Origin of the sequence: Aminobacter sp. J44 (assembly GCF_007829415.1) — a bacterium.
Classification (GTDB): domain Bacteria; phylum Pseudomonadota; class Alphaproteobacteria; order Rhizobiales; family Rhizobiaceae; genus Aerobium.
In genome coordinates this window covers 26252-47728 of sequence record NZ_VLJG01000004.1, presented here as the reverse complement: position 1 = coordinate 47728, position 21477 = coordinate 26252, and the positions used below count along the sequence as shown (strand labels likewise).

Genomic DNA, 21477 nt, shown 5'->3' with positions numbered 1-21477 from the left:
GACCTCTCTCGGAGACTGACCGCGTCGATGTCGCACATTCATGCGCTAAGGCGCAAGATGAGGCTGACGAATAGGGAGGGATGCGCAGGGTCACCCGGCTGATTTTGCGTGCAAAAGCAGTCGGCTGGACGCCTAACGCAACCGGGAGTGGGGCCTCAGGCGTTGAAAACCCACCACTTCGCGCCGGCGAAGTTGAGGCCCATGCCGACAATCGATCCGATTGCCACTCCGGCTACCGGCGCAAGGGGCTCGTGTGGGAACAGCGCGACAACCAGGCTGTAGCTGGAATAGTTCGCCGCTCCGCCCGCCGTCATTGCTGCAAGATATTTCAGGGGTTCCGCCGACTTCATAGCGGGTCCTGTCCTGAAGGTGAAGCTGCGGTTGAGCAGCCACGTGACGGCAACCGCGCAGAGGAAGGAGATGACGCGGGCGATGTAGGGTCCCGCGCCTAGCCGCATCCCAATCACAAGCACCGTGACGTCGGTCAGGAATCCGATTGTCCCGACGAGCGCGAAACGGGCGAACTGCGCAAGCGTGGTGCTCATCCGCTCCGTCTCTGCCACGGGCTCGGCTGGGCGAGATAGGCCATGCGCTTAATTTCAGCGCGTCCGCGCGTAACCGTGTCGAGGATTAGTCCGCAGACCAGCAGCAGCGTCCCGAACAGCACCAGACTCGCGGACAGAAGCGCCGTTGGCAGCCGCGGAACGAGACCAGTCTCAAGGTATGTCATCAAGACCGGCGCGGCGAGGATCAGTGCAGCCACCACGCAGGCTACAAAGCCGATCGAGAAGAACTGCAGCGGCTTTTCCGCCTTAAGCAGTCGGATGATCGTGAAGAGGATGCGCAGGCCGTCCTGATAGGTGTTCAGCTTGCTGACCGATCCCGGCGGCCGCGCATGATATTCGGTATCTACCTCAGCGACGGGCATGCGCAGTTCGAGCGCATGGACCGTCAACTCGGTTTCGGTTTCGAAGCCCGTCGCATGTGCCGGGAACGACTTCACGAAGCGTCGCGACAGGACTCGGTAGCCGGACAGCATGTCGGTGAGGTTTCTACCGAACAGGAACGCGACGCAGCCCGTCAGCAGCTGGTTGCCGAAGCGGTGGCCTGCGCGGAAAGCGGCCTCGTCCTTGGTGTGGCGGACACCCACGACCATATCGAGCCCATTCTGCAGGAGCTCGTCGATCATCATTGGCGCGACGGAGGCGTCGTAGGTGCCGTCACCGTCTACGAGGATGTAAACATCCGCATCGACATCGGCGAACATCCGGCGGACGACATGGCCCTTGCCCTGGCCACGTACGCGTCCGACAATTGCGCCCGCGGCCCTCGCCACTTCAATGGTGCGGTCCTTCGAGTTGTTGTCGAATACGTAGATTTGGGCGTCCGGGAGCACGGCTCTGAAGTCAGCGACGACTTTGCCGATGGTAGCTTCTTCGTTGTAGCAGGGAACGAGTACCGCGACGCGTGCGGCGCTGTCCGCAGCCTCGCGCAGGCCCTCCCTCTCGACCCGTCCAGCTATATTCATTTTTTCCCCAGCGCCCCTCACCTCGCCATCGCGAAGGATTGGAGCACAAAGAGGTCAACAAGCGCTGAACTCGATTGGTCTGCCCGTTGAGGGGAGCATCCGCGAGGGTACTTTGGTCCCCTACCCCCCGTTCATCAGGTTGCGCAGGTCGGCGAGGCCGCGAATTGCATCCCGGCTGCCGGTGCCGGCGGCGGCTTCGAAGACGCGCTTGGAGTCGGAGAGACGCCCGAGCTTCATGTAGGCGTAGCCGCGCAGGACCATCAGGTCGACGCGTTCGGGCGCGATCTGGGCGCGCTGGTCGAGCGCGATGATCGCTTCGACATAGCGGCCGCGCTCGAAGGCCCCGAGGGCGCGTTCGGCAAGGATGTTGGTCTGCAGCTCCTGGGCGCGTGCCTGCGACTGCGGCGCCCTCGTTGCAGAAACGGCGGCGTTGTCGATCAGACCTGCACGCAAATATGCAAGGCTCTGGCCATAGGAAGCGTCGCGGCGAACCTGTTCGCTGCGGCTGCGCAATGCGACATCAAAGGCCTTCGCCGCCTCGATCGGGCGATTTGCGTCCATAAGACACCAGCCACGGTTGAGCGCAGCTTCAGGACTGAGACTTTCCGGATGGATCTGGCCGGCGCAGCTGCGACGTGAAGCGGAGGCGGCGGGCGCCGCTTTCTGCGCAGCAGGTGCCGTTCGGCGCACCGTCTGTACGGGCTGGACAGGCTGTACTGGCTGGGCCGGCTGAGCTGTCTGCACGTTGGTTGCTACGACGGCGCGAGGTGCTGGTTGCGTTGGCGCCAGAGCGAGCGGATCCTGAGCGGTTGAGAGGCGGGGTGCAACCGGCGCCGGCTCCGTCACGGCCACACCGACGAGCTGGATTCGCTCGGAGCGTCCTGCCCACTGCCGCTTGATTTCCGCAAGCTCGGCTGCCTCTCCGAACAGGTGATAGGTAAGTGCCAGCCCATAGGCCGACGGCTCGTCGTCGGGGCTCCAGGAAAGCGCCGTCAGGAACCAGGCCTTTGCCGTGGTGTGCTGCTCGAAGGCGCGGGAATACCAGCCGAGCTGGCGGGCGCCCTCGACATAGCGTGACGAGGCAACTTCGGCGACGATGCGGTTAAGCACCTCGCTCGTCAGCAGCGGGCGCGGTTCGGTGCCAAGCAGGTTTGCCGCTGCGGCGAGATAGACAACGCGCGTGTTGTCGCTCGTGCCGCGCCAGCGGAACATCAGCTCCTCCGCTTCGGCGAAGGCATTTCGCTCGATCAGGGCCAGCGCCAGTCCTTCGGCGGCGTCAGCCGATGGCTCGCTGTCGAGTGCCATGCGGAACCACTTCTCCGCTTCGATGTGGTTCTTGCGCTGCAGATAGTACCACCCAAGCAGGCGTGCGTCGGACGGGCGCTTGTCGGCCTCGGCAAGCCGCTCGACGCGCTTCAGCTCCTCGGCGGGGACCGCCGCTTCAGCATCTTTGCTGCCCTTGGCCACCGCGTCGCGGGCAAGATCGTCGCGGATAGCGGCGAACTCGCCCTTGCCATCGCTGTCGAACCGCTCGAGCGTGAGCAGGTCTGCGATGTGTGTCTGCGTCAGCAGCTGCGAGGCGTTCTGCATGGTCGCAACGCGCTCATGGGTGTTGTCGCAGTTGGAGAGAATGTACTTGTATGCGTCGTAGGCTCGGGGCTCGCGTTCGGTGCGGGCAAAGGCCTCGGCTACGCGCCAGAGCACGTCAACCTCACTGCAGGTGAGGAGCTGCGGGTTGTCCGACGCTACCGATATGACTGTGGCGTACTGATCGAGGTTGGAAGCGTTGATGAGGCGATCGCGCGCCTCGGCCAGCGCGAGCCGGTCCGTCAGGTCCGTCGGCGGCGTCCAGCCCGGTTCGGCCGCCTGGCGCTCGGCGATCTTCTGGCGTACTTCGCCGAGCTTGCCTTCCGAATAGAGCTGCCAGATTTCTTCCAGCGCGGTATCGGTTTTCACCGGCGTAGCAAGAGGATCGGCTGGCGGCGTCCAGTTCGGATAGAGCGCGCGCAGACGCGCGATCTCGATCTCCAGGCGGCGCTTGTCGCCCTGGCGTGCGAAGTAGCGCAGCGCGGATTCATCGACTTCCGGCGGCGGTGCATCCTGAGCCTGCTGCGCGAGCGGTGCCGGCTGAATGTCCGCTTGTGCCAACAGCTGAGGCTCGCCGGCTTCCGCCTCGTCGTCGAAAATTGCCGCAGCCGCCGGAGTGGTTCCGGTCACCTCCAGCGACACCATAGGAGCGTTCGGGTCCCAGTAGTGGCGGATCTGCGCTAAGGCGGTCGTGCCCAGCAAGAGCGACAGAGTGGCCGCACCGATGGCGACAAACTTCACCGAGGTTGTCAGAGACATTCGGGCCGGTCCTCCCTGATGTGGGACAGTGCAAGAAGTTGCAGAGTGGAAGGATAGTAAACAGTCGGGCGGAAGCTCCGAAGTTCTTCAGGAATTTTCACGCGATCGACAACACAACTCGCAAGCGCGGAGATGATCCGGTAGCCGGGATCATCAAGCTGGGCAGCGATCTTGCCGTTGACGGCGTCGATCAGGGTGATTTCTCCGTTAGGGCCGGTCATGCCATCGCGCAGCCGGCGGAGCAGCTCGGCATCGTTTTCCAGAGCACGCATCAGATAGAGCGGAATGCGGATGGCGTTGTAGCCGAACATCGCCGGAAAGCCGTTCGCGCTCTTTGGCGCATTCGCCAGCGAGACCCACTCGGCCGGAAGCCTGCGCTCGCCGATCTGCGTCTTGCGGATCAGCCGCTTGCCGCTTTCGGAAAGCCTCATCCAATCCGTTTCGGGGGCAATGCGTGCGAGGACAGGGAAGGCCTCGAACACCCAGTAGGACGGGTTGACCACCGGTCCGTCGCGGCGCGCCTTCGGGCCAAAGCCGCCGACGCCGGGAAGCAGCAGTAGCTCGCCCTGGTGCTCGAAGACCGAAGTGCGCCCTAGCGCCCGCGCGATGGTGCGCGCGTTCCGGGTAAAGCGCTGATCGTGCCAGGCGGCACCCGCAAGCGCCAGCGCGTAGGCGATCAGGATGTCGCCGTCGGCGGCGTTGTTGAGGTCGGTGATGTGAGGCGTCGCCCATGGCTCCCACTTCCAGGCGGCGAGACTGTCGTCGCGCAGCAGGAGTTCGCGTTCGGTAAAAGACCAGATCCGCTCGAAATCGGCGCGGTTGCCGGCAAGGTAGGCGAGCAAGAGGCCATAGCCCTGCCCCTCGCTGTGCGAGATGCCGCCATTGCCATCATCGATCACCCGGCCTTCTTGCGACACGAAGCGATCGGTGTAGGCCGACCATTCCTCGGAAGTGATCTTCGCATTGGCGAGCGAGGGTGCCATGCCGGTCACAAGAATGAGCGCCAGGAGCAGCTTGCGGATCAATGACGTCTCCCCGATCGCGAGAGCAGCGCGGAGGTCGCGATGCCGACAAGGAAGCAGGTCGCCACCAGCACCAGGGAGTATGACAGGATGTTGCTCGACAGCCAATTCGCGACGATGAGACGGAAGTTGTTGATCGAAACGGGCTGCGTCTCGACGAACTTCTGCGTGGTTGCGGGCAGCGCGCTGATGGTTTCCTCGTCATTGTCGAGATTGGCGAGCCGACCGGAAAGACGCGTCCAGTTGGGTAGCCTTGAAATTGCGCTGACGCCCTCCTGCAGCATCTGCGTATCCGGTGCGGAGACCAGCGTCCAAACGCCGTTGCCTGCCGGATTGATGCCTTGCGCGACCATCACCTGAGCCGGGCGGGACGGAACGAACGGCGGCTCGGAGGACGGGACGAAGCGAAGGTCGCTAAGGTTCAGCTCAAAGGTGCGGTCGAACCATTCCTCGATGTCGCGGAACCAGTTGCGCGCGCCCATCTGTTCGCGCCAGGCCTGCGGATCGGCCTGCGCGGCATCCGTCGCAAGCGGGACGCCGCCATGCGAGGCGACCCAGTGGCTGCGTGCCTCCTCGGAGACGTTGACCTGCGACAGCACCGGGGACGGGATCGTATTGATCGAGCCGATGAAAATGGCGTCGCGGTCGCGGAGCGTGTCTATCGAGGTCGTCAGTGTTACCGGCATGGCGCGGCCGGCGCTGAGAGCCATGCGGGCAAGCAGATCCGCCGCTACCGACAGGGTCGGCGCGTCGTTGCGCTCGGTGACGACAGGGACCGGCTGTTCCGCTTGCGAGTACGGATACCCCGTGCCGCTGAGAGCAGCGAGGTTCGGGCTTTGGCCGATGCGGGCGAAGGCCGGCACGACAAAGCGCGAGCTGTTGAAGATCGCGAAGCGCGGCTGGTCGCCCGTCAGGCCAGCCGCCGCGCAAGCCTCATCCTCCGCGGTGCGCAGCGTCGCGACGACCCGGATCTCGTTGAGGCCCGGCTTGAAGTGCCGCATCGTCATGCGCAGCGGCAGCTTCTCGAGAACCGCGCCGCGATCGTCGTTGAGCGGCATCGAGATCGCGATCGAGTCGTTGACGTAGACATTGATCAGGCTGCCCGGCAGAACGCCTTGGGCATAGGCGGCATCCAGCAGGATCTGCGCTTCGCCGTAGGAGCCGGCGTAGAAATCGGACGGAACCGAGAACTGGAAGCTGGTGCTGAAGTTGCGGCCCGAGAAGCTCTCGGAGCGCACACCGAGCTCGCTGAAGGTCAACTCGCGCGCGCCGTAGATCATCGGCGCGTTCGGCAGCCGCCAGGCTTCAGTCGTGACGGCTTCGCGGCGGGTACCAGCGGAGCGGTCGAGAGGGGCCAGCATGCCGTCGAGCGCCTCTAGCCATTCGCCGCGCGTCTGACCGCTGACGATGAAGGTCGGTATGCCGTCCGGCTGTTCGGCGAACGTTGCGATGGGACCGGTAGCCCCCGCCGGCAAGTCGACACCGAGTGCCTCAAGCTCATCGCGTTCGCCGATGAACACGCGCAGGCTCGCATTTTCCTGCTCGTCCGAGGGTGCCGCGTCGATGACGTAGTTGAGATCTGGCAGGGGCTGGTAGAGCGCGATGGTCTGCGCGAGCTTCAGGATGTCGGCACCGATGTCGTTGCGCGACATGCCGGGCGCCACGATGGCGATGGTGGCACGGCCGGAAGTGTCCGGCGCTATGGCGCGCAGGTCCTCGACCGCCGAGAGCCTGGAAAGCGAAAGATCGTCGGATACGAGATAAGTCTGAGCGGCATTGACCGAGGTCCACAGCTCATAGGTCGAGTCGATGGTGCAGTCAGTGCGGTGGCGCTGGCTCACGCGCAGCGACACCTCGTTGCGGCCAGCGCGCAGCAGACCCGCAGGCACGTCGACCTCGATGACGCCGACGCCATCGGCCGAGCGGATCGGCGTCTCGATAACGACGGAATCGTTGATCAGGAGCTGCAGACGCGACACTTCCGGCGCCACGACGATCGCGTTGCTGTAGCCGAGGTGCAGGCGCATGGGAGCGGATGCCTGCGCATTGGTGAGATGCAGCGCCCAGCTACGCGAGGCGATTTCACCCTGCAGCATGATGTCACCGGTCGGCAGCAACGGCCGGCGGAATTCGGCGGACTGCACGTCCCCAGGCTGTGGTGCCGGAGTCTCGATGCCCAAATCTTCTGGCGGGAGCGAGGAATCGGGAGCGAGCTCGGACCGCTCCGGCGTCATGTCGAAAGGTGTCGGCTGTGCTGAAAGCGCGGTAGTTGCCGAGAGTGCGATGAGGAATGCGAGTGGGAGGCGCTTCATCACCGGGCGCTCCTCGGTTGGGGGAGCGGCTGTGGCGCTGGCTCCGACGACCGCAGATAGCGGACGAGGTAAGTGAGGCCGCGCCAGGTCTGGTAGAACGCAAGCTGCAGGAACCACAGCGTTCCGCCGACCACGCCTGGATTGCGCCGGCGCGATTCCTGAAACTGCGACCATTGCTCCGGATTGGCGAACACAAGGTCCGCGGCGTACCGGTGATGATCTGCGGCCGAGCGGACGTACTGGCAGCCGAGCACGAAGGTGTCGCCTTCCTTGGACTGGTTGCGCACGGCGATCGGCAGTTCGCCAATTTCGGCGCCCGAAAGCAGTTGGAAGCGGATGGCGGTCGTCCCTTGGGCCACGAAATCGGGGGTGTCAGCGCCGTAGACGCGCACGCGCGCGCCGTTTACCGACACGTCCTCGATGGTCGCGGGCAACCATGCATTGTCGTGGCCGAACTCGCAGCGGCGATTGACCTTGATGCGGCGCGTGCTGCTCCACTCGCGACGCTCGGAGACAACGCCGAGGGCGCATCCGGCGAGGATCAGGTTGAGAAGGTTCCAGCCGCCGACGACCAGGGTGACGTCTGCCTTCCATGGCTCGGCATAGATGCGCCAGGCCGAAACTCCAACGGCAATCAGCAGGACAGCGAAGATGACGAAGAACGGACGGCTCAGCTCCGACAGGCGGTTGGTCGAGATCGACTCGTCCTTGGCTGTGACCTTGAAGGTCGGCTTGCGTGGATTGAGCATCACCGAAACCACCGCCGGCAGCAGATGCACCGACTGGATGTACTCATAGAGTTCCGAGATCCACGGCCAGCGGAAGCGACCGTAGAGGTAGTTCTGTATCATCAGGTTCACGGCGATGTAGCTCAGCGTGTAGGCGAAGAACTCACCACCGGAGGCGGTGAACACCTGAAGGTCGAAGAACAGATAGCAGAGCGGCGCGAACAGGAAGATCGTGCGCGGGAACGGAAACAGCCAAAACAGCGTCGATGACATGTAGCAGAGGCGCTGCGGCAGGGTCAGTCCGCGCTTGAGCAGCGGGAAGCGGAAGCGCAGGATCTGCATCATGCCCTGGGCCCAGCGGCTGCGCTGGCCGATCAGCGAGGCGAAGGACGCCGGCTGCAGGCCAGCGATCAGCGGCTTGTCAACATAGATGCTGTTCCAGCCGCGCGAATGCAGCTCGATGGCTGTCTCGCAGTCTTCTGTGATCGACGTGCCGGAAAAGCCGTTGGTTTCCTCCAGCGCTTTGCGGCTGAGCACCGCGGCCGAGCCACAGAAGAACGAGGCGTTCCACTTGTCGAGGCCGCGCTGGATAACGCCGTAGAACATCTCGTTTTCCGACGGCATCTTCTCGAAGGTACGCAGGTTGCGCTCCAGCGGGTCCGGATTAAGGAAGAAGTGCGGGGTCTGCACGAGGAAGAGCTTCGGGTCTTCCTTGAAGTAGCCGACCGTCTCGCGCAGGAAGCTGCGTGTCGGGGCATGGTCGGCGTCGAAGACTGCGATCAGTTCCGCGTCGGAATGGGCAAGGCCGTTGTTGAGGTTGCCGGCCTTGGCGTGCTCGTTGCGCTCCCGTGTCAGGTACTTCGCCCCGAGATCGGCACACAGCTTCTGCAACTCGACGTGCCGCTTCTGTGCGGCTTGGGCGGTTTGCACGTCGTCGGAATTGCGCTTCTGCACGGTGCCGCCGTCATCAAGCAGCCAGACGGTGACGCGGTCCTGCGGGTAGTCCATCGCCTTCGCCGCGGCAATGGTGTCGGCCAGCATGCGCGAGCTTTCGTCATAGGTCGGGATGAAGACGTCGACACGCGGCAGTTCCTCGTCGTTGACAAGTGCGGGGGCGCGCGGCGGCAGCGGTTTGGCGACGATGAAGAGGCTGAGGAACAGCATGATCACGCTGTACATCTCGGCAATATACAGGAGGAGGCCGGGGATGAAGTTCTCCAGCTGGCTGGTGGGCGGAATGGTGCTGGTCGTGCGCCAATAGACATAGCGCAGTACCATCGCGACACCGAGAGCGAGCGCGATGACCCGCCACGTGCCGTCGAGGCGCAGCAGCTTCATCGTGATCATGATCGCGAGTATGATGCCGCCGAGGACCAGGTGGGTCTGGAGATTGATCGGCAGCGACACGATGAAAATCATGCACGCGGCCAGTACAGCCCACACCACGCCGACAACGAAATTACTCATAATAACACCCGCGCCCTGATGACGTGTTTGCCACGCGAATGTGGCCGTGCTTTCGGTCTAGCGCAACTGTGGCGCTAAAATGTCGCGAGACGTCTAGCGGGTATCTTCCAAGCTTACCCATGGTTAAAAGTTAGTAAGCTGACCATGGGGAAGCTCGGGATTTAGTTACCTGAGCCGGGCGGCGGCGGCACTTGCGGGACAGCCTGCGGTGTTGCAGTGCCCGGAGGCGGCGGCACTATCGGTGCGTTTGCCGGAGCCGTTGGAAGCATCGGAGCTGTTTGTTGAGCGGGCGCTGATGCAACCGCCGGTCGTGGCGTCGGCCTCGGCGTCCTTTCCTCAACGGGTGCCGCAACGGTAATCTGCGCGGCTCCTGTTATCCCCTTGGGGTGGATCGGCTGACCGGTCGTGCCCAAACGGGGGTCAGCCGCCGGTGCCGTGCCGTACGGGTTCCAGGTCTCGCCGGCAATTGCCGACTTGATGGTGTAGCCATACATGACGGCCAGCAGCCCTTCCTCGGTCGCCCCGGTCTGGCAGAGCCGCAGGCGTACCTGTATCGAACCGCGTGTCGCTACGGTTGCGTCGGAGCGCATTCCGGCAAGACGCTGCCATGCGTAGACGCAGAGGTCGCCGGAACTGCTGCGTCCCGTCGCGTATCCAAACGGGCCGTAAGCGTTCTGGGCGAAGAGCGGTGAGCGAACCATCGGAATGCCAGGGAGCGCCCTTCGCATCTCTCGGCCGATCGAGCCTTCCGTCGGCGGATAGTCCGTGAGCGTCGTGTCGCCGCGGCTGGAGCCCATCGGCCCGAAGAACTGGACGCGCAGCGTGTTCTGTCCGGGCACGGTGGACGAGGTTGCGAGCACGATGTCCTGCTGGATGGCGTTGGCAAAGATGCGCTCGATGACGCTGACCACTGCCGGGCCGCCGGGAGGTGGCAGGGCCAGTGCAGCTGTAAGGTCACGCTCATGCGACAGCGACGAATCCTCGATGCGGACGGGTTGCTGAGCGCAGCCGGCGATGGCGATCGCAAGGGTGGCAGTCGATGCGAGAGCGAGAGGCCGCGCGATTCGGGCTGCAACCTGGAGCCCGCGGGAAATGAAATGGGGTGCTGCCATGCCTGCGAATCAGTTCAGCCTTGAGATGTCCGATGTTTAGCGCGTGTTAACCATGCGAGGAAGCCCTGTCGCGATCTGGCCGGATTGCACCTCCCTTCGGCGGTCTTGAACTCGGCGCGGCAGGGGCCCAGATCAGTCATGGCCGGATCCAGCGTCCGGTTACTTGCTCTTGTTGACGTTTGCACAGAGAGGAAGTGATGACTGATATTGCATTCCCATCCCCCGTGGTGCTGCGCATGCCGAGTGGTGGCGAACGAAAGGTCGCCACGAGCTTCGAGGCTCTCGAGTGCCTTGAGCGCGAATGGCCGCAGTGGGCCCGCGGCCGCCGCTGGCGCAGCGCGATGACCGTCTGCCGCGATGCCCTCGATGGATGGCGCACGGCCGCTGATGCCCAGCGCAGCTTCGTGAAAGCGGCTACTGGGGCTGGGCTCATTCAGAACAGCAAGCAGGCGCGACGTGTACGCAAAGCGAGCCTGATGCCTGCGGCTGAAGCGAGGCGCATCGGCCTTTCGGGCCTGCCCGCCGAAGCTTGAGTTTTGACGGGGGCGCCGTGCGAGCTGCGGCGTCCTTGCCCAAATTTCGTGACAATCGCACGGCAACTCATGCCGCCCATGACGCAGCGGAAGTAGCTGGTCCTGACGTTCGGAGGTTGAAGTTGTCTCGCTTGCTGTACTGCCCCTCGTGCCATGCCCAACGGCCGAAGGCTGCAACCCGGTGCCCGTACTGCCGCAATACCTATGGTCCTGCCGCGAGTGTGCCGGAACACCTCTTCGCAGACCCGAGCGGCGAGAGCTTTCTTGTCGGCCAGAAGGCCGAGCGCGTGCAAGCCGCAGTCTAGATCACACCTCGGCGGAGCTCTGCTTCATCAGCGGTGAAGCATTGCCGACAACGGACAGTTCTGCTGCTGCACGCAGCAAATTGGGCGCAAGTGCCCTCATCCGCTCCTCGGTGAACCGCACTGCAGGGCCGTAGATCGACACCACCGCGCGGGCTTCGCCATCGTCCTCGCGCACGGGGGCGGCCATGCCGTTCATCCCCACCGCATAGGTCTCGAGAGTTAGCGCATAACCCGCCTCGCGGGCGGCATTCAGGCGCTGGAGGAGGTCGAGCATGGTGAGAGGCGCGTTGGGACCATACTCGCCCGGCTTGGCGAAGCCCTGTTTTGCGACGAGCTCAAGCGCCTGCTCGTCGCTCAGCGTCATTAGCCAGGCGATACCGGAGCTTGAGGAAGCCAGATGCGCATCTGCGCCCATGTCCGGGTCGTAGATGAGCCCGTTGCGCGCGCCCTGCGACTTCGCCACCCAAGTGAGATTCCGTCCGCTGACTATGCTGAGGCGCACCAGCTCTCCGCTCTCAGCCGCGAGTCGGTCGAGCACCGGCTGGGCGAGATCGACGATGCCGCTGTCGCTGAGATAGCTGAGCCCGAGAGCCACCAGTTTCGTTGAGAGGTAGTAATCGGAGTGCTCCCGGTCCTGGCGGACATATTCAAGCCGTACCAGGTCCTTCAGCAGTCGATGGGTACCGCTTGGCGGGATCTCGAGCTTGTCGGCGATGTCGCGCAGTGCCAGCCCCTTTGGGGACTTCGCCAGCAGCTCCAGAATGGCCAGCGAACGCTCTAGCACACTACTCATAGGCTCTCCCGCGACTTACTGATTTAGCCCAACCTTAGACGACCGCTGCGAAAATTGGAATGATATTCCGAAGCGGAAAAAGGTTTAATGTACATCGGCAACGTCTTTCCCCACCTGACGCAGGGTAAGGAACTTCTGTGCGGGTGGCTACGGCTTAGGGAGGAAGTCCAGAGACTTTTACCGATTTTGGAAGGTCCTGTTAACCAACCTTTCCTATCCCTCAAGGGGCCAATCCAGTCGTGAGTCTATGAGTATGTCTTCCATGCGTTCACCCAGGTCCAGTCCGTTGGAGATCGTTGCGCGGAACGACGCGCTTCCGCCGCGTTCAGAGGCGTCTCAGGACTCCGCTTCGGCGGACGACACCCAGCCGCCGGCATGGGACAACTACTTCTATATCGCGCCGAATGTGCGCTTCACCCGCACGCCTGACCGGATGCTGCGTCGCAACTCGGAAGAGAAGGCTGCACAGCAGCAGCCTGCGCAGCAGACGACCTCACCTGCGCGTCCTCCCTTCGCGCCGGCTCCGGCTCCCGCTCGTACGATGATGCCGGTCGCCCCCGCGCAGCCGGTCCAAGACGTTTCGGAGGAGCCGCAAGCTGCGCTAGTCGCTCCGGCCCCGATTCCTTCACCCGCACCGGCTCCGGTCCAGCCACAGGCACAGGTCGTGCGCCCGGCAGCGGCGGTTCACGCAAACCCGGCCTATGTACCCCCGTCGCAGCCGATGCGACCCGTGCAGCATGTCCAGCCCGCGCCGCGTCCGGCAGTTCCCGTGGTGCAGACTGAGGCTCCCGCCCCGCAGCCTGCCGCCGCCGCTCCTGTTGTCCGGCAGGTTGCGACCTCTCAGTCTGTCCAGCAGCCCATGGTGCAGCAGCCGCAGGCTCAGCAGCCGGCAGCGCCGGCGTGGTCGTACCTCTCCGACTTTGCATTCTTTGAGCTGGCGGGTCCCGCGGTCGGTGTTTCGACCGATGAGCCGGAAGCGATCGTGCCGCCAGCAATGGTGGCGCAAGCAGCGCCCGTCGTCGTGCAGGCCCCGCTGCCCCCGCAGGAGCCCGCCCCGACCCCCGCTGCCCGGGTCGTGCCGATGCAGCCGGTGGATATCGCTTCGCTCTACCGCGTGATCGAGTGTGCCGTTGCGCAGACGCCGTCAGCGCCAAAGCAGGAAGAGGTTCATCAGCCTGACGCTGTACAGCAGGGCGAGCCGGAGGTGGTCCCAGTCGTCGCAGAAGCGCCCGCCCCTGCTCCGGAGCCGGTTCGCGCTGCTCCTGCACCCGTCGCGCCGATGACGCGCGCGCCGTCGCTGCCGATGGCGGGGCCGGTCTCGGCTGCGCATTCGCGTGATGACTACGAGTTCCCGCCCGCGGAGTTCCTCCAGCTACCGCCGGAAGGTCAGGGCTTTTACATGTCGCAGGAGCGACTGGAGCAGAATGCCGATCTGCTCGAAAGCGTCCTGCAGGACTTTGGCGTTCGAGGTGAAATCATTCACGTTCACCCCGGTCCGGTCGTCACGCTCTATGAATTCGAGCCCGCGCCGGGCGTGAAGTCGAGCCGCGTCATCGGTCTAGCCGAAGACATCGCCCGCTCCATGTCGGCGATCTCCGCCCGCGTCGCTGTGGTTCCCGGCCGCAACGTCATTGGCATCGAGCTGCCGAATGAGAGCCGAGAGACCGTTTATCTGCGCGAGCTCATCGAGTGCGAGGGCTTCCGCGACAGCAGCTACAAGCTCGCCGTCTGCCTCGGCAAGACGATCGGCGGCGATCCGGTCATCGCCGAGCTCGCGAAGATGCCGCATCTGCTCGTCGCCGGCACCACCGGTTCGGGCAAGTCGGTCGCGATTAATACGATGATCCTGTCGCTGCTCTACCGCCTGAAGCCGGAAGAGTGCCGCCTGATCATGGTCGATCCGAAGATGCTGGAGCTGTCCGTCTATGACGGCATCCCGCACCTGCTGACCCCGGTCGTTACTGATCCGAAGAAGGCTGTCACGGCCCTCAAGTGGGCCGTGCGCGAGATGGAAGACCGCTATCGCAAGATGGCTCGCCTCGGCGTGCGCAACATCGATGGCTTCAACCAGCGCGCCAAGATCGCCCGCGAGAAGGGCGAGGTCGTGACAATGCAGGTGCAGACCGGCTTCGAGAAGGGCACCGGCGAGCCGATCTATGAGGATCAGGAGATCGACCTGACGCCAATGCCGTACATCGTCGTCATCGTCGACGAGATGGCCGACCTGATGATGGTCGCGGGCAAGGAGATCGAAGGCGCGATCCAGCGTCTGGCGCAGATGGCGCGTGCCGCCGGTATCCACCTGATCATGGCAACGCAGCGTCCTTCGGTCGATGTCATCACCGGCACGATCAAGGCGAACTTCCCGACCCGCATCTCCTTCCAGGTGACGTCCAAGATCGACAGCCGAACCATCCTCGGCGAACAGGGCGCGGAGCAGCTGCTCGGCCAGGGCGATATGCTGCACACCGCAGGTGGCGGTCGCATCTCGCGTGTCCATGGCCCGTTCGTCTCGGACGAGGAAGTCGAGCGCGTCGTCGCCCACCTCAAGCTGCAGGGCCGTCCGGAATATCTCGATACCGTCACGGCGGACGAGGATGAGGAAATCGAGGAGGAAGAGGACGCGCCGGTCTTCGACAAGAGCGCGATGGGGTCCGAGGACGGCGACGACTTGTTCGACGAAGCCGTCAAGGTGGTCCTTCGCGACAAGAAGTGCTCGACCTCTTACATCCAGCGTCGCCTCGKTATCGGCTACAACCGCGCCGCATCGCTGGTAGAGCGGATGGAGAAGGAAGGTCTGGTTGGTGCGCCAAACCACGTCGGCAAGCGCGAGATCCTCGTCGGCAAGCGCGACGTGAAGGCGGCGAACGACGTCGACTAAGACGCCGGAAAAGCAGAATCAGAAAAGCGCGGCGGGGTCTTTCCCCGCCGTTTCCTTATGCAGATTTTGCCGATCCGCCGGGTGGGCCTGTGGATATCCTCACAGTTGTCGCAGCGTCATCCAGTGCCGCACTGACTAAATTTTGTGCGCGAACACGCGCGAGCTCGTGCAACTGCGCAATCTTGTTGCTGCAGATGCCCATTTTAGTCCGAACGTGGCGCATCTGAGACCTTTTGGGCGCAATACTACTTCCCTACGCGCCTGCCTGACGCTAGACTGCCTGCAAATATTGGCATCCGAGCCCCGTCCCGACCGCGCGCCGAGCGTGGATCGGTGCGGGGTTTTTCACTTTGGGCACGGCATGAAGCGGGTCATTGACATAGGCGTTCTGTTCTCGCGCAGCGGCATCTACGCCGCCCTGGCGCGTGGCGCCTATACGGGTGTGCTGCAGGGCGTCGAGGAAGTGAACGCCGACGCCAGCCTCGACGTCTCGTTCCGCGTCATCGAGCGTGACCCGGAAGGTCGGCTCGACCGCTACGCGCCGCTCTGCCGCGAGATCCTGCGTACGTCCGAAGCGCGCCACATCTTCGGCTGCATCACCTCGGCGAGCCGCAAGGAAGTGATCCCGGAACTTGAGCGCTTTGACGGCGTCCTCTGGTACACGGTCCCTTACGAGGGTTTCGAGGCATCCGAACATGTCGCCTACATGCACGCGTGCCCGAACCAGCATCTGCTGCCGCTGCTCGACTGGGCGCTGCCGACGCTCGGCAGCCGCGCCTATCTCGTCGGCTCCAACTACATCTGGGGCTGGGAAATGGCGCAGATCGCGCGCGAGCGCATTGCCGCGGCGAATGGCCAGGTGCTGGCCGACCGCTATCTGGCGCTCGGCGACACCGAGCTCGACCACATCATCCACGACATCCGCGCCCTGAAGCCGGACTTCATCCTCAACTCGCTGGTCGGCGACAGTTCCTACGCATTTCTCGCGCGTCTTGCCGAACTGAAGCGGGAAGCCGAATTTGCCGACGGCATTCCGGTGCTCTCCTGCAACTTCACCGAATGCGAGATCGACGCAGCAGGCGACGCAGCCGAGGGCCTCGTGTCAGTCGGCCCCTGGTTCGAGCCGGCAGGTGGCAGAGGCGGGTCGTTTCACGAAATGTCGCGCCTTGCCGTGCATGAACTCGCGAGACTTCTCAACGGACGCCCGGGCGCCGAGAAGCTGCCGCTGTCGGAGCTGCTGCATTCGGCCATCCGCGCCGGCCACACGCCGCGGGTCGATCCGGCGCACCTGCATGCGGCCCAGCCGGCGATCATCGCCCGGCTCGAGGGCGGCCGCTTCCGCGAGATCAAGCGCATGCCGGCGCTGCGCGCCGATCCCTATCTCACGCACCGCTCCCAGTCCTCGCAGGGCAGCTCTCTGAAGGTGGTGAAATGACCCGCATCAGGACGGAAAACCTCGGCGGCGCCACGGCTTGGATCCTGCACAGGCCGCATCCCTCGGTTCAGGGTCTTATCCGCCAGCTCGGCGTCATCGGGCTTGAGGCGCGCGAGGCCTGGCCAGAGCTTCCGGCCGAGGCGATCGGAGCTGACTTCATCTTCTATGATGCCGACATGGGCCATGACGAGCAGTTTCCCTGGGCGCCCGGCCAGTCGCCGATGCCGATGATCGCGCTGATCGGCTCCGAAGCGCCAGGCCGCTTGCGCTGGGCGATGGAGATGGGCGCGCATGCGCAGCTGTTGAAGCCGATGAGCGACAAGGGCGTCTATGCGGCACTGCTCGTTGCGCGCAGCAACTTCGATCGCGCCAAGGCCTCAGAGGCGCTTATCGCCGACCTGCAGAACCGGCTTTCTGCCCGCCAAACGATCGTCCGCGCCGTCATGATGTTCGTCATGAAGGGCAAGACCGAAGCCGAGGCCTACGACATTCTGCGCCAGACCGCGATGGCCTGGCGCGTCACCATCGAAACCGCCGCCGAGCGGCTGGTTGCGAACCATTCGAACGAGAGGGGCACCGACGATGGCAGACGCATCGATCTCGCCTGAACCCTTGGTCGTGCCGCCAAGCGGACCGTCCGTCCTGCGCAGGCTGATGCAGCGAAAGCTGGCGCTGCTGGGCCTGGTGATCGTCCTCATCTGCGTGGGCGGCGCGGTATTTGCCAAGTGGCTCGCACCCTACGACCCGTATGAGCAGTTCTTCGACGGCCTGACCATCGAGGGCGCGCCGCTGCCGCCGAACGAGACCTTCTGGTTCGGCACCGACCTGCTCGGCCGCGACCTGTTCTCGCGCATGCTGTTTGGCGCGCAGACCTCCCTAGTCATCGGCCTGGTCGCCAATGGCGTGGCACTCTTCATTGGCACGCTGGTGGGCGTAACGGCCGGCTATTTCCGCGGTGTCGTCGGCGCTGTGCTGATGCGTTTCACCGACCTGATGATGGCGTTTCCGGCGCTGCTGCTGGCAATCTGTTTGGCCGCGATTTTCTCGCCGTCGCTCTGGATCGTCGCGATGGTGATCGCCTTCGTGAACTGGGTGCAGACCGCACGCGTGATCTTCACGCAGACATCCTCGCTCGCCGAACGCGACTACATCGCTGCCGAGAAGACGCTGGGTGCCGGGCACGGACGCATCCTCTTCAGGCACATCCTGCCGCACCTCATCCCGACTCTGATCGTGTGGGGCACGCTCGGCATCTCGACGACCGTGCTGCTCGAGGCAACGCTCTCCTTCCTCGGCATCGGCGTGCAGCCGCCGATTCCGTCCTGGGGCAACATCATCTTCGAGAACCAGACCTACTTCCAGTCGGCCCCGTGGCTCGTCTTCATCCCGGGCGCAGCGATCCTGCTCTTGGCGCTGGCCTTCAACCTGGTGGGTGACGCACTGCGCGACATTCTCGATCCGACACAGCAGGGGCGCGACTGATGGCAGCCTATATTCTCCGACGCCTTGTCCAGTCCGCGCTGATCCTGCTCGGCGTCTCGTTCATCACCTTCGTGCTGCTTTACGTGCTCCCGGCCGATCCGGTGCGCCAGATTGCCGGCCGTTCGGCAACCGCCGCCACGGTCGAAAGCATCCGCCAGCAGCTCGGCCTCGATAAGCCGTTCCTCGTCCAGTATGGGAACTATCTGGTCAATCTGCTGCAGGGCGACTTCGGTCGCTCCTACCTGCAGAAGACTGAGGTCGCGCAGCTGCTCGTCTCGCGCCTGCCGGCGACGCTGATCCTGCTGGTCGCCGCGATCTTCTGCGAGCTGCTGATCGGTCTGCCGCTCGGCATTATCGCCGCGCTGAATCGTGGCAAGACCGTCGACAACGGGCTTATGCTGACAAGCTTCCTGACCGTCTCCGCGCCGCAGTTCGTCGTGGCACTGCTGCTGCTCTACGTCTTTGCGGTACGGCTCGGATGGTTCCCGATCGGCGGCTACGGCACCTTCGCGCACATCGTGCTCCCGGCGCTTACCCTCGGCATCCTCGGCTCCGGCTGGTACTCGCGCATCATGCGCTCGTCGATGGTCGACGTACTGCGCGCCGACTTCATCCGCACCGCGCGCGCCAAGGGCCTGAGCCGCAGCAAGGTCATCCTCGGCCATGCCCTGCCCAACGCGATCCTGCCGATCATCGCCATGATCGGCATCGACATCGGCCTGTTCATGTCCGGTATCGTGGTGGTTGAAAGCGTCTTCGGCTGGCCCGGCATTGGCCAGCTCGCCTGGCAGGCGATCCAGCGTGTGGACATCCCGATCATCATGGGCGTCACGCTCGTCTCGGCTTTCGGCATCGTCATCGGCAACCTGCTCGCCGACCTGATTTCGCCGCTCATTGATCCGCGCATCAAGCTGCGCTGAACCCGTCAACCCACAGGAGTAAAGCCCTATGAAGAAGCTTATCCTCTCCACCGCTCTGGCGAGCCTGATGGCCCTGCCGGCTTTCATGCCGGCTCAGGCCGAGGAGCCGACCTACGGCGGCAACATGGTCGTTACCTACAAGGACGACGTGGCAACCCTCGACCCGGCTATCGGCTACGACTGGCAGAACTGGTCGATGATCAAGTCGGTCTTCGACGGCCTGATGGACTACGAGCCGGGCACCACCAACCTGCGTCCGGGTCTCGCCGAGAGCTACGAGATCTCCGAAGACGGCGTGACCTACACCTTCAAGCTGCGACCCGGCGTCAAGTTCCACAACGGCCGCGAGCTGGTTGCCGAGGACGTCGTCTACTCGCTCAACCGCGTCGTCAACCCGGCCACCCAGTCGCCGGGCCAGGGCTTCTTCTCGATGATCGAGGGCTTCAACGAGGCTGCTGCCGGCACCGCTGAGAGCCTGTCGGGCGTTTCCGCTCCGGACGCCGGCACTGTCGTCATCAAGCTGTCGCGCCCTGACGCGACCTTCCTGCACGTGATGGCGCTGAATTTCTCGTTCGTCGTTCCGAAGGAAGTCGTTGAGGAAGCAGGCGCCGACTTCGGCAAGAAGCCGGTTGGCACCGGCGCGTTCAAGCTGACCGAATGGACCCTTGGCCAGCGCCTCGTGTTCGAGAAGAACGCGGACTACTGGATCAAGGGCGTTCCGTATCTCGACGGCTTCACGGTTGAGGTCGGCCAGGAGCCGGTCGTTGCTCTGCTGCGTGCGCAGAACGGCGAAGTCGACATCCCGGGCGACGGCATTCCGCCGGCAAAGTTCGTCGAGGTCATGAAGGACCCCGCACAGGCGGCGCAGGTCGTCGAGGGCGGCCAGCTGCACACCGGCTACATCACCATGAACGTCACGCAGGCTCCGTTCGACAAGGTCGAGGTGCGCCGCGCCGTCAACATGGCGATCAACAAAGACCGCATCATCCAGGTCATCAACGGCCGCGCCGTGCCGGCGACCCAGCCGCTGCCGCCGTCCATGCCGGGCTACACCCAGGGCTACGAAGGCTACAAGTACGATCCGGAAGGCGCGAAGAAACTCCTCGCCGATGCCGGCTACGCTGACGGCTTCGAGACCGAACTCTACGTGATGAACACCGATCCCAACCCGCGTATCGCCCAGGCGATCCAGCAGGACCTCAAGGCGATCGGCATCAACGCCTCGATCAAGTCGCTGGCACAGGCCAACGTCATCGAGGCCGGTGGCGCAGGCAATGCTCCGATGATCTGGTCGGGCGGCATGGCCTGGATCGCCGACTTCCCGGATCCGGCAAACTTCTACTACCCGATCCTCGGCTGCGCCGGTGCGGTCGAAGGTGGCTGGAACTGGTCGAAGTACTGCAACGAAGAACTCGACATGATGGCTGCCCAGGCAGACTCCATGGTCGATCCGGCGAAGCTCGACGAGCGCCTGGCCAAGTGGTCCGAGATCTACATGAAGGTCATGGAAGACGCGCCGTGGGCACCAGTCTTCAACGAGCAGCGCTTCACGCTGAAGTCGGCTCGCATGGGCGGTGACGACGCGCTCTACGTCGATCCGGTCTCGATCCCGATCAACTACGACTACGTCTACATCAAGGAGTAGTCCTCTCATGTGCAAGCACTGCCAGCACACGATCCATGCCCATCAGCACCATTTCGGCTGGGACAATTCCTTTACCCCTGCCGTGACGGCTGCGCCGGGCGAGACGATCCTGTTCCAGTGCCTTGACAGTTCTGGGGGCCAGCTTGGCCCCCAGTCCACCGTCGAGGACGTGAGGGCGCTGGACTTCGGCAAGATCAACCCGGTCTCGGGCCCGATCTACGTCGACGGCGCCAAGCCGGGCGACGTGCTCAAGGTCACGATCGAAAGCTTCACGCCGCAGCTTCGCGACGGCGCGGGCTTCGGCTGGACCGCGAATATCCCGGGCTTCGGCCTGCTCGCCGACGAGTTCACCGAGCCGGCGTTGCAGGTGTGGAAGTTCGACGCCAACACGATGGAACCTGCCTTGTTCGGCAAGCACGGCCGCGTGCCGCTCAAGCCGTTCGCCGGTACCATCGGCAACGCGCTCGCCGAGAAGGGCCATCACACGATCGTTCCGCCGCGCCGCGTTGGCGGCAACATGGACATCCGCGACCTGAACGCCGGCACGGTCCTGTACCTCCCGGTCGAGGTCGAGGGCGCGCTGTTCTCCGTGGGTGACACCCACGCGGCACAGGGCGACGGCGAGGTCTGCGGTACCGCTATCGAGAGCCCCTTCGACGTCGTGCTGACGCTCGACCTGATCAAGGACACGCCGCTGAAGACCCCGCGCTTCACGACGCCTGGACCGGTCACGCGTCATCTCGACACCAAGGGCTACGAGGTCACGACCGGCGTCGGTCCGGATCTGTGGAACGCGGCGAAGGATGCCGTCGCCAACATGGTCGAGCTGCTCGCCAAGACGCAGAACATCGATCCCGTTGACGCCTACATGCTCGTCTCGACCTGCGGCGATCTTCGCATCTCCGAGATCGTCGACATGCCGAACGTCGTGGTCAGCTTCTACTTCCCGAGGTCCGTTTTCGAATGAC

General features: G+C 64.1%; 16 protein-coding genes. 8 read left to right on the top strand and 8 right to left on the bottom strand.

The window, feature by feature from the left end; translation table 11 throughout:
- Nucleotides 1-155 precede the first annotated feature (155 nt).
- From L610_RS02305 to bcsN, 7 genes are all read right to left on the bottom strand, one after another.
- Nucleotides 156-545: a GtrA family protein gene (locus tag L610_RS02305; protein ID WP_144702118.1), complete on the bottom strand. Its 390-nt coding sequence runs from the start codon at nt 543-545 to the stop codon at nt 156-158.
- Entirely contained in the window at nt 542-1528 is a 987-nt protein-coding gene (locus L610_RS02300) for a glycosyltransferase (RefSeq protein ID WP_144702115.1), read from the bottom strand. The genes L610_RS02305 and L610_RS02300 overlap by 4 nt, the downstream gene beginning before the upstream one ends.
- A 120-nt stretch (nt 1529-1648) precedes the next feature.
- Nucleotides 1649-3874 carry a tetratricopeptide repeat protein gene (locus L610_RS02295; RefSeq protein WP_144702112.1) on the bottom strand — a complete coding sequence of 742 codons (2226 nt, stop codon included), beginning with the start codon at nt 3872-3874 and terminating at the stop codon, nt 1649-1651.
- Entirely contained in the window at nt 3865-4896 is a 1032-nt protein-coding gene (locus L610_RS02290; RefSeq protein WP_024848878.1) for a glycosyl hydrolase family 8, read from the bottom strand. Before L610_RS02290 ends, L610_RS02295 begins: the two co-directional genes overlap by 10 nt.
- On the bottom strand, nt 4896-7208 hold the full coding sequence (locus L610_RS02285) for a cellulose biosynthesis cyclic di-GMP-binding regulatory protein BcsB (RefSeq protein ID WP_024848879.1): 2313 nt from the start codon (nt 7206-7208) through the stop codon (nt 4896-4898). Before L610_RS02285 ends, L610_RS02290 begins: the two co-directional genes overlap by 1 nt.
- The gene (gene bcsA, locus L610_RS02280; RefSeq protein ID WP_144702109.1) at nt 7208-9403 is read right to left on the bottom strand and encodes a UDP-forming cellulose synthase catalytic subunit; all 2196 of its coding nucleotides are present in this window, start codon (nt 9401-9403) and stop codon (nt 7208-7210) included. The genes L610_RS02285 and bcsA overlap by 1 nt, the downstream gene beginning before the upstream one ends.
- Before the next feature lie 161 nt (nt 9404-9564).
- A complete protein-coding gene (bcsN, locus tag L610_RS02275; protein ID WP_144702106.1) occupies nt 9565-10515 on the bottom strand; it encodes a cellulose biosynthesis protein BcsN in 951 nt (316 codons plus the stop codon).
- A 197-nt stretch (nt 10516-10712) separates the two neighbouring features.
- On the opposite strand from bcsN, the gene L610_RS02270 reads away from it, so the two are divergent.
- Nucleotides 10713-11048 carry a DUF982 domain-containing protein gene (locus tag L610_RS02270; RefSeq protein WP_144702103.1) on the top strand — a complete coding sequence of 112 codons (336 nt, stop codon included), beginning with the start codon at nt 10713-10715 and terminating at the stop codon, nt 11046-11048.
- Nucleotides 11049-11354: 306 nt separating this feature from the next.
- Here the strand turns inward: L610_RS02270 and L610_RS02265 are convergent, their stop codons facing one another.
- Nucleotides 11355-12146 carry an IclR family transcriptional regulator gene (locus L610_RS02265; protein ID WP_144702100.1) on the bottom strand — a complete coding sequence of 264 codons (792 nt, stop codon included), beginning with the start codon at nt 12144-12146 and terminating at the stop codon, nt 11355-11357.
- Between the two features lie 262 nt (nt 12147-12408).
- On the opposite strand from L610_RS02265, the gene L610_RS02260 reads away from it, so the two are divergent.
- The 7 genes from L610_RS02260 (at nt 12409) to L610_RS02230 (ending at nt 21476) form a co-directional block, all read left to right on the top strand.
- A complete protein-coding gene (locus tag L610_RS02260; RefSeq protein WP_246658896.1) occupies nt 12409-15027 on the top strand; it encodes a DNA translocase FtsK in 2619 nt (872 codons plus the stop codon).
- Nucleotides 15028-15388: 361 nt separating this feature from the next.
- Entirely contained in the window at nt 15389-16462 is a 1074-nt protein-coding gene (locus tag L610_RS02255; RefSeq protein ID WP_144702094.1) for a transporter substrate-binding protein, read from the top strand.
- Nucleotides 16459-17070, top strand: coding sequence for an ANTAR domain-containing response regulator (locus L610_RS02250; protein WP_144702091.1), 612 nt, complete (start codon nt 16459-16461; stop codon nt 17068-17070). The genes L610_RS02255 and L610_RS02250 overlap by 4 nt, the downstream gene beginning before the upstream one ends.
- Nucleotides 17045-17944 (top strand): ABC transporter permease, encoded by a 900-nt coding sequence (locus L610_RS02245; RefSeq protein ID WP_024848887.1) that lies wholly within the window; start codon nt 17045-17047, stop codon nt 17942-17944. The genes L610_RS02250 and L610_RS02245 overlap by 26 nt, the downstream gene beginning before the upstream one ends.
- Complete coding sequence (locus tag L610_RS02240) at nt 17944-18864, top strand: ABC transporter permease (protein ID WP_144702087.1); 921 nt, start codon at nt 17944-17946, stop codon at nt 18862-18864. The genes L610_RS02245 and L610_RS02240 overlap by 1 nt, the downstream gene beginning before the upstream one ends.
- A gap of 28 nt (nt 18865-18892) precedes the next feature.
- Nucleotides 18893-20509 carry an ABC transporter substrate-binding protein gene (locus tag L610_RS02235; protein WP_144702084.1) on the top strand — a complete coding sequence of 539 codons (1617 nt, stop codon included), beginning with the start codon at nt 18893-18895 and terminating at the stop codon, nt 20507-20509.
- A gap of 7 nt (nt 20510-20516) precedes the next feature.
- Entirely contained in the window at nt 20517-21476 is a 960-nt protein-coding gene (locus L610_RS02230; protein ID WP_144702081.1) for an acetamidase/formamidase family protein, read from the top strand.
- The last annotated feature ends 1 nt before the right edge of the window (nt 21477 follow it).

Coding starts and splice junctions, on each gene's coding strand:
- L610_RS02285 (WP_024848879.1), bottom strand. CDS start 7,208: ATGAAGCGCCTCCCACTCGCATTCCTCATCGCACTCTCGGCAACTACC.
- L610_RS02250 (WP_144702091.1), top strand. CDS start 16,459: ATGACCCGCATCAGGACGGAAAACCTCGGCGGCGCCACGGCTTGGATC.
- L610_RS02270 (WP_144702103.1), top strand. CDS start 10,713: ATGACTGATATTGCATTCCCATCCCCCGTGGTGCTGCGCATGCCGAGT.
- L610_RS02255 (WP_144702094.1), top strand. CDS start 15,389: ATGAAGCGGGTCATTGACATAGGCGTTCTGTTCTCGCGCAGCGGCATC.
- bcsN (WP_144702106.1), bottom strand. CDS start 10,515: ATGGCAGCACCCCATTTCATTTCCCGCGGGCTCCAGGTTGCAGCCCGA.
- L610_RS02295 (WP_144702112.1), bottom strand. CDS start 3,874: ATGTCTCTGACAACCTCGGTGAAGTTTGTCGCCATCGGTGCGGCCACT.
- L610_RS02265 (WP_144702100.1), bottom strand. CDS start 12,146: ATGAGTAGTGTGCTAGAGCGTTCGCTGGCCATTCTGGAGCTGCTGGCG.
- L610_RS02235 (WP_144702084.1), top strand. CDS start 18,893: ATGAAGAAGCTTATCCTCTCCACCGCTCTGGCGAGCCTGATGGCCCTG.
- bcsA (WP_144702109.1), bottom strand. CDS start 9,403: ATGAGTAATTTCGTTGTCGGCGTGGTGTGGGCTGTACTGGCCGCGTGC.
- L610_RS02300 (WP_144702115.1), bottom strand. CDS start 1,528: ATGAATATAGCTGGACGGGTCGAGAGGGAGGGCCTGCGCGAGGCTGCG.
- L610_RS02245 (WP_024848887.1), top strand. CDS start 17,045: ATGGCAGACGCATCGATCTCGCCTGAACCCTTGGTCGTGCCGCCAAGC.
- L610_RS02230 (WP_144702081.1), top strand. CDS start 20,517: ATGTGCAAGCACTGCCAGCACACGATCCATGCCCATCAGCACCATTTC.
- L610_RS02305 (WP_144702118.1), bottom strand. CDS start 545: ATGAGCACCACGCTTGCGCAGTTCGCCCGTTTCGCGCTCGTCGGGACA.
- L610_RS02240 (WP_144702087.1), top strand. CDS start 17,944: ATGGCAGCCTATATTCTCCGACGCCTTGTCCAGTCCGCGCTGATCCTG.